The following is a 7,307-nucleotide window of genomic DNA, read 5'->3' on the forward strand; positions in this document are numbered from 1 at the left end:
GCCCTGTGCCGGTAGTTTCACCGGCGACCGGTGCCGATTATCTGCGCCGGATGTGGAGGCTGCCTGTAGCGGTTTTCACAGTATTTTTCTCTCCGCGGGGGTCTGTCGTGGAGGCTGTTCATCTGGTATTATGTGTGGTTGAGTGTCCGATGGTCATCGGGCACTGCTGGCCGGTTGCCATAGGCATCCCCACGCCGCTCAGTCGATGATCGGCCAGCGTCGCCCTCACCGACCAATAAGACAAAACAGAAAGTTTAATTGTGGCTAACATTAAGTCTCAGAAGAAGCGTATCCTCACCAACGAGAAGGCTCGCCTGCGCAACAACATTGTAAAGTCCGAGCTGAAGACCGCGACCCGCAAGGTCAAGGCTGCTGTTGAGGCACAGAACCAGGAAGCTGCTGTTGAGGCTCTGCGTTTTGTGAACCGTAAGCTGGACAAGGCTGTTTCCAAGGGTGTTCTGCACAAGAAGACCGCTGCAAACAAGAAGTCCGGTCTTGCTGCGCTGGTAAACAAGGCTTTCTAAAACTTGCGAGGTACCTAAGTACCTCTCTGGTTTAAGGGCAGAGACCCCCTGTGTTCCCCCTCCTCTAAGGGGAACGTAGGGGGTTTCTTTATACCCGAATCGTTTATTGTGGGTGCTTCCTTGCTTCAAAATCGTGAGTAAATCGTGACCAAAATTAGCTGCGTCCCAGACCTCCTCAGAGCCCTAACGAGCCAGATATACGTTTAAGCAGATACCGTCTCTATTGCGGTTATATGCAATTACCGGCTTTAACCTGCTTAGCTGGATTTACGCAGGAATCTGAACGTGGATAGGTTCATTCCGACCCGCGACCTGAAGAATTAAATTTGAAGGTAAGGGAATCTCCCCCGCACCACCTAGAAGAATGTCGAGTGATTCGCCTGGATTAAACTGCTGGTTGATATCATCGCACCGGAAAAATTCATTCTGGTTTACAACTTTAAGCACATCTAAAGAATGCTCGCTGATGTTTTGTAGTTTGTACCGCATTTCTCGGACATGAGTTAGCTGAAATTTAGGGCGCCATAGGTTAGCCGCAATCTTAGACTGCGACTGGGATTGGCTCTGCTGTTCAGCGACAATCTGTTGCATCTGCTTGAGTGACTTTTCAGCTTGTTGGGCTCGTTCCTCTGCAGCTTTACGTGCCAGCTCAGCCTGGTTAGCCTGTTCTTCTGCAGCCTTTGCAGAACGCTGAGCCGCATCACGCATATCTAGAGCTGCCTTGTGTGATTCCTCTGCTTTTGCCTTCGCTTCCTTAGAACCAATAGCCTGCCGCCTTGTATAAATGGCCGCAACGACGGTAGCAAGTGCTGATATGCCAGAAATAAGATTTGCTATAAATTGTGAATCCATACCAGTCATCATAACCAGTCACACTTCACTATGACAGGACACGCTGCAACATGTGAAAGGCTAAACGCAACTGCGGGTGAGTAATCTGTTTGCATCTGGTGACTCGTTACTGAATTTTTATGCCCAATCCTATACAAGCACCCGCCCGGTGACGAAACCGCTTGCGGGTCGCGGAAGAGCCCGTATAGTGGGAACTATCGGCGGTACCGCACACCGCCCGCACCATATATATGGCGCGGGGGAGCGAGCACCGCCGATACACACTACACAACCACCGACAGTTCACCGGCAACTTTCCATACACCCCCCCATGTACCCGGTGAACCGACCACGAGCTAAGGACAACGATGAGCCAGCCGAACTTCCCTCCCGCCCGACTCTTTGACGCTTTCGCCAAGCCCGCCTCCACCGAACAGCCCGCGAAGAAGGGACTACTCGGCAAGCTGCGCCTGAGCGAATCCTCCGAGGAGGACAACTACACGACCGTCATGCTGGTCGGCTTCAACTCCGCGAAGGAACCCCCGGGCAACGGTGAGGACGCCCTCGACGTGATTCACCGCGCGTTCGACCCGTGCGATGAGAGCCCCGGCTTCGACATGGACGACTTCTACGACTATGCTTCCGTCGCCCCGCAGCTGCAGAACAGCGACGACTCCGAATCCACGGTTCTGGTGTGGCCCAAGATGTTCTACAACATGGTCACCATCCCGGAGCGCCGCCTGCGCCTGCTCGTGGTGACCGGACCCGCTCCCAGCCTGTGCCTGCGGCGGTTCATGACCCGCTTCTTCAAGTACGTGAAGAAACTCCACGTGGACCACGCGATCTTCGTTGAGACCTTTGAGGATCAGGTGGCGCACACCCGCCCGTACCCGTACACGCTGACCACTTACGACGAGAAGCTGGCGGCTATCCCCGGTATTCTGCACGAGTACTTCACCGGTTCTACCTCGGTGACGATGGCGATGTCTGCGCTCGCCGCCGAGCACGGCCTGTCCTCCTCGGTCATGCTGCGCATGAGCATCCCGGGGTATTTGAGCTTTGATCAGCAGAACCCGCGCGCGGTTGTGAGCCTGATCGAGGCGCTGGAGGTCATCCTCGGCATTAAGGTCGAGTCGGAGGAGTACGACCGCCTGCGCGCCCACGCTGATGAGTGGGAGGCGGAGCTCGCCGAAGAAATGGCGAAGGACTACGAGAAGGTTGAGCTGGTGCGTGAGATTGAGCAGAAGATGGATTCGACTCTGCGCACTGTCTCCGGCGAGGTGATTGCCGAGGATATTGAGGGCTACCTGGATTCCCTCAGCGGCGCCTCCGAGGGCGTAAACCCTGCCGATGATGGTGCGGATTCCGCGGAGGATTCTTCGGAACGTTAGGTCCGTTCGCACATATGGCGCGGGTATGGGAAAATGATAGGTAACTATGCCCATACCCGCAGCCAGCATCTCGAAAGGATGATGTGATTGGCACCCATGTCGAAGAACCCGCCCGTTCCGGCGGCGACCGACCCCGCGATTATTCGCAACTTCTGCATTATCGCCCACATTGACCACGGTAAGTCCACCCTCGCAGACCGTATGCTGCAGGCCACCGGCGTGGTTGCCCCGCGCGATATGAAGGCGCAGTACCTGGACCGCATGGACATTGAGCGTGAACGCGGTATCACCATTAAGTCTCAGGCTGTGCGCATGCCTTGGGATGTTGACGGTACCTCCTACGCGCTGAACATGATTGACACCCCCGGCCACGTGGACTTCACCTATGAGGTGTCCCGCTCCCTGGCTGCGTGTGAGGGTGCGCTTCTGCTCGTGGACGCCGCCCAGGGTATTGAGGCTCAGACCCTGGCGAACCTGTACCTGGCGATGGAGAACGACCTGACCATCATCCCGGTGCTGAATAAGATTGACCTTCCCGCGGCTCAGCCCGATAAGTACGCTGAGGAGCTGGCGAACCTGATTGGTTGCGAGCCGGACGAGGTTCTGCGCGTATCGGGTAAGACCGGTGAGGGTGTTGAGGCTCTGCTGGACCGTATTGTAGAGGCGATTCCCGCCCCGCAGGGTGACGCCTCCGCCCCGGCCCGTGCCATGATTTTTGACTCGGTGTACGACTCGTACCGCGGCGTGGTCACCTACGTGCGTGTTGTGGACGGTAGCCTGCAGCCGCGTCAGAAGATTAAGATGATGTCCACCGGCGCTGAGCATGACCTGCTCGAAATCGGCGTGATTTCCCCTGAGCCTGTCCCGTCGAAGGGCCTGGGCGTGGGCGAGGTGGGTTACCTCATTACCGGTGTGAAGGACGTCCGTCAGTCCCGTGTGGGTGATACCGTCACCTCCGCCGCGAAGCCTGCGCAGGAGTCCCTGGGCGGTTACGAGGACCCCAAGCCGATGGTGTTCTCTGGCCTGTTCCCGATTGATGGTTCGGACTACCCGGCGCTGCGTGACGCGCTGGATAAGCTGAAGCTTAACGATGCCGCACTGATTTACGAGCCGGAGACTTCTGCCGCTCTGGGCTTCGGTTTCCGCTGTGGCTTCCTGGGTCTGCTGCACCTGGAGATTGTGCGTGAGCGCCTGGAACGCGAGTTCAACCTGGACCTGATTTCGACCGCGCCGAACGTTATTTACGACGTGGTGGACGAGACCGGTAACGCTAAGCGTGTGACCAACCCGAGCGAATTCCCCGAGGGTAAGGTCGCGACGATTCGCGAGCCCATGGTGGCGTGTACGATTATTGCCCCGAGCGAGTACATTGGTGCGATTATGGAGCTGTGCCAGGCTCGCCGCGGCCAGATTGGCGGCATGGATTACCTGTCCGAGGATCGTGTGGAGATGCGTTACCGCCTGCCCCTGGCGGAGATTGTGTTCGACTTCTTCGATCAGTTGAAGTCCCGTACCCGCGGTTATGCGTCGCTGGACTGGAAGTTCGACGGTGAGGAAGAGGCTGACCTGGTGAAGGTCGACATCCTGCTGCAGGGTGAGAAGGTGGATGCGTTCAGTGCCATTACTCACCGCGATAAGGCGTACTCGTACGGCCTGATGATGACTTCTAAGCTGCGTGAGCTGATTCCTCGCCAGCAGTTTGAGGTGCCGATTCAGGCGGCTATCGGTTCGCGTATTATTGCCCGCGAGAATATTCGTGCGATGCGTAAGGACGTTCTGTCCAAGTGTTACGGTGGCGATATTTCGCGTAAGCGTAAGCTGCTGGAGAAGCAGAAGGAAGGCAAGAAGCGCATGAAGATGGTCGGTCGTGTGGAGGTTCCTCAGGAAGCCTTCATTGCGGCACTGTCTTCGGGCGAGGAGAAGGAAAAGAAGAAGTAGCCTTCGCTGCTGTAGCTTTTCCGGCTGTGTGCTGACCTGTTGATTGTGGAGAACCCGGCTGGTGCCTCGTGTACCGCCGGGTTCTCTGCTGTCTAGCTTAGAAAACACATCAATTTGCGTAGGACATTCCTGAGATGACGAACTAACTTGGCACACATCAGGGGTGCAGTTACCCTTGAAGTATGGAATTTGTGGAACGCGCTGAGATACGACGACAGCAGGCTATGAGCGCTCTCGATGAGAAGAGCCAAAGCGACCAAGGTCAGTTTTTTACCCCGCTCGCAGTCGCGCAGATGATGGCGCAGATGTTGCCTCTTCCAACTTCTAATAAAGTTCGTATCCTAGACCCTGGCGCAGGATCTGGCATATTGACAGCAGCAGTTATGGACCGATTCACACGAGAATCTCCAGAAACCAATCTTGAGATTATTGCTGTAGAAAAAGATTCTGAGCTCATTCCTGCGTTGAAGAATACTCTGAAAGATTGTTCTCGCCCAGGGGTGCATCTTGAATACGTTAATCAAGATTTTATTGAATGGGCTTTGCAAGGTCAGAGCCTGTTTGACTATGTTATTCAGAATCCACCGTATTTTAAGATTGCAAGTAAGTCAGAAGTAGCTCAAATTCTACGCTCGCATGGGTGCAATGTGCCCAATATGTATGCTGCCTTCATGTCCCTAGGTGAGCGCCTTTTGAAGGATGGTGGCTATCAGGTGTCCATTACTCCGCGTTCATGGATGAATGGAACCTACTACACTGCTTTTCGCCAAGATTTACTCAAAGAATCTAGTATTGATTCTATTCATAGTTTTGAGTCCCGTTCTTCTGTTTTTGGAGAGTCTGGAGTACTCCAAGAAACAGTTATCACTGGTATGTATAAGGGAGTAGCAAAATCTCATGTGCAGCTAAGTGTATCGCATGACCATAAGGGAATAGTCTCTACGCGTTCGGTTCCGTACACTCAAGTTGTAACTGGTGATTTTATCTTTGTCCCCAATACAGATTATGACGGGGAGATTATTGAGCGAATGTCCCATGCCAAGGAAACGTTATCCTCTTTGAATCTGAATGTTTCGACAGGTAAAGTGGTGGGTTTCCGCTCTCGTGAGATTCTTCTTGAGAATCAACTCGTCGGTTCTCTACCTCTCATTCATGCTTCCCATATATTTAATGGACAAGTAATCCATCCTCTTGAATCTTGTAAGAAAGAACAGTGGGTTGATGGGTTCCATCCAAATACGGCAAAAAATGTTATTTCACCAGGCTGGTATGTCCTTGTGAAGCGTTTCTCTGCGAAAGAAGAGAAGCGTCGCATAAGCGCAGCCTTGTACCATGCAAATAACTTGTTCGCAATAGATAATAAGGTGAACTATATTCACAATAATGGCTCAGGTCTTGAAAAGGATGTCGCTATAGGAATTGAGCGTTGGCTAAATTCAGCCCAAGTAGACGATTATTTTCGCATTTTCAGTGGGCATACCCAGGTAAATGCTGGAGATTTGCGTCAACTCCCATTTCCCTCAATAAGTTCTTTGCGAAAACTTGCCCATTCAAAACAACCGACTCAGGACATTTCTGAGATTCTTTCAGATAATATCGAATCCTTACAGATTAAGAAGGAGAAAGCCGTATGAGCATACATGAAGAAGCTAAAAGACTTTTGAAACTCTTTGAGTTTGATGAAAAACGAACTAACGATATGGCAGCAAGGACTCTTCTGTCGCTGTTGAACCTCCGTGAAGGAGATACCTGGGATCAAGCAACAAATAATCGAATCGGAGTGCGTGGTCTAATGGATTGGATGAGAAATAATCTTGATTTCCCAATTGCAGAAAACTCCAGGGAGACTATACGCAGAGAGGTTCTTCATCAGTTTGTAGCAGCAGCTTTTTGCGAACACAATGATGATGATCCGGATCGCCCGACTAATTCATCAAAAAATGTATATAGGGTTAGCCCCAATGCGCTAAGTGTGATTCGCATGTATTCAGGAAGCAATGATGATACTTCTAGTGAATTTCGTATTGCTCTTGAAGAATATCTAGCATATGCTCCAAGCCTAGTGGAATTGCAACGTGAAGAGCGTAAAATACACAAGATTCCGGTTCGTATGCCCTCGAATGAAATTGCATACATTAACCCCGGCGGTCAAAATAAATTAATTAAATCTATGGTTGAGGAATTTTGTCCTCGTTTTGCGCCAGGGGGCCAGGTTCTGTATATAGGTGACGCGGATAGTAAAACATCAAATTATAACGAAGAGCTACTTTCCTCTCTTGGTATTAATCTTGATATGCACGGAAAGATGCCTGACTTGGTTGTGTATCAGAAGGATAAAAACTGGCTCTTTTTAATGGAAGCAGTAACAACTCATGGTCCAGTAAATCCTCTCCGTAAGAAAGATTTGGAATCACTTTTTAAAGGTTCGAAAGTTGGAATCGTGTATGTTTCCTGTTTCCCGAACCGACAAGTACTCCGCTCTCACCTAATGGATATTGCTTGGGAGACAGAAGTCTGGCTGGAGAGCGACCCGACTCATATGATTCATTTCAATGGCTCACGATTTATGGGGCCCTACGAAAGTTAGACATATGAGAACCCGGCTGGTGCCTCGTGTACCGCC

The 7,307-nt window shown here is 52.0% G+C and carries 6 protein-coding genes; 5 read left to right on the forward strand and 1 reads right to left on the reverse strand.

Annotation, left to right across the window (positions count from 1 at the left end):
- The first annotated feature begins 260 nt into the window (after positions 1–260).
- Entirely contained in the window at positions 261–524 is a 264-nt protein-coding gene (gene rpsT, locus HMPREF2928_RS06320) for a 30S ribosomal protein S20 (protein WP_005505969.1), read from the forward strand.
- A 267-nt stretch (positions 525–791) separates the two neighbouring features.
- On the opposite strand, the gene HMPREF2928_RS06325 is transcribed toward rpsT, so the two are convergent.
- Positions 792–1,376 (reverse strand): hypothetical protein, encoded by a 585-nt coding sequence (locus HMPREF2928_RS06325; RefSeq protein WP_141754956.1) that lies wholly within the window; start codon positions 1,374–1,376, stop codon positions 792–794.
- 347 nt (positions 1,377–1,723) lie between these two features.
- Here HMPREF2928_RS06325 and HMPREF2928_RS06330 point away from each other — a divergent pair, with 347 nt between their 5' ends.
- The 4 genes from HMPREF2928_RS06330 to HMPREF2928_RS08990 all read left to right on the forward strand — a co-directional run bounded on the left by HMPREF2928_RS06330 (position 1,724) and on the right by HMPREF2928_RS08990 (position 7,271).
- Positions 1,724–2,746: a PAC2 family protein gene (locus HMPREF2928_RS06330; RefSeq protein WP_070676389.1), complete on the forward strand. Its 1,023-nt coding sequence runs from the start codon at positions 1,724–1,726 to the stop codon at positions 2,744–2,746.
- 96 nt (positions 2,747–2,842) lie between these two features.
- Positions 2,843–4,684: a translation elongation factor 4 gene (lepA, locus tag HMPREF2928_RS06335; RefSeq protein WP_371440523.1), complete on the forward strand. Its 1,842-nt coding sequence runs from the start codon at positions 2,843–2,845 to the stop codon at positions 4,682–4,684.
- A 224-nt stretch (positions 4,685–4,908) separates the two neighbouring features.
- Positions 4,909–6,318 (forward strand): Eco57I restriction-modification methylase domain-containing protein, encoded by a 1,410-nt coding sequence (locus HMPREF2928_RS08985; RefSeq protein WP_210399874.1) that lies wholly within the window; start codon positions 4,909–4,911, stop codon positions 6,316–6,318.
- A complete protein-coding gene (locus HMPREF2928_RS08990; protein WP_083311392.1) occupies positions 6,315–7,271 on the forward strand; it encodes a BsuBI/PstI family type II restriction endonuclease in 957 nt (318 codons plus the stop codon). The genes HMPREF2928_RS08985 and HMPREF2928_RS08990 overlap by 4 nt, the downstream gene beginning before the upstream one ends.
- The last annotated feature ends 36 nt before the right edge of the window (positions 7,272–7,307 follow it).

The organism is Rothia sp. HMSC072B04 (genome assembly GCF_001813725.1).
GTDB lineage: Bacteria > Actinomycetota > Actinomycetes > Actinomycetales > Micrococcaceae > Rothia > Rothia mucilaginosa.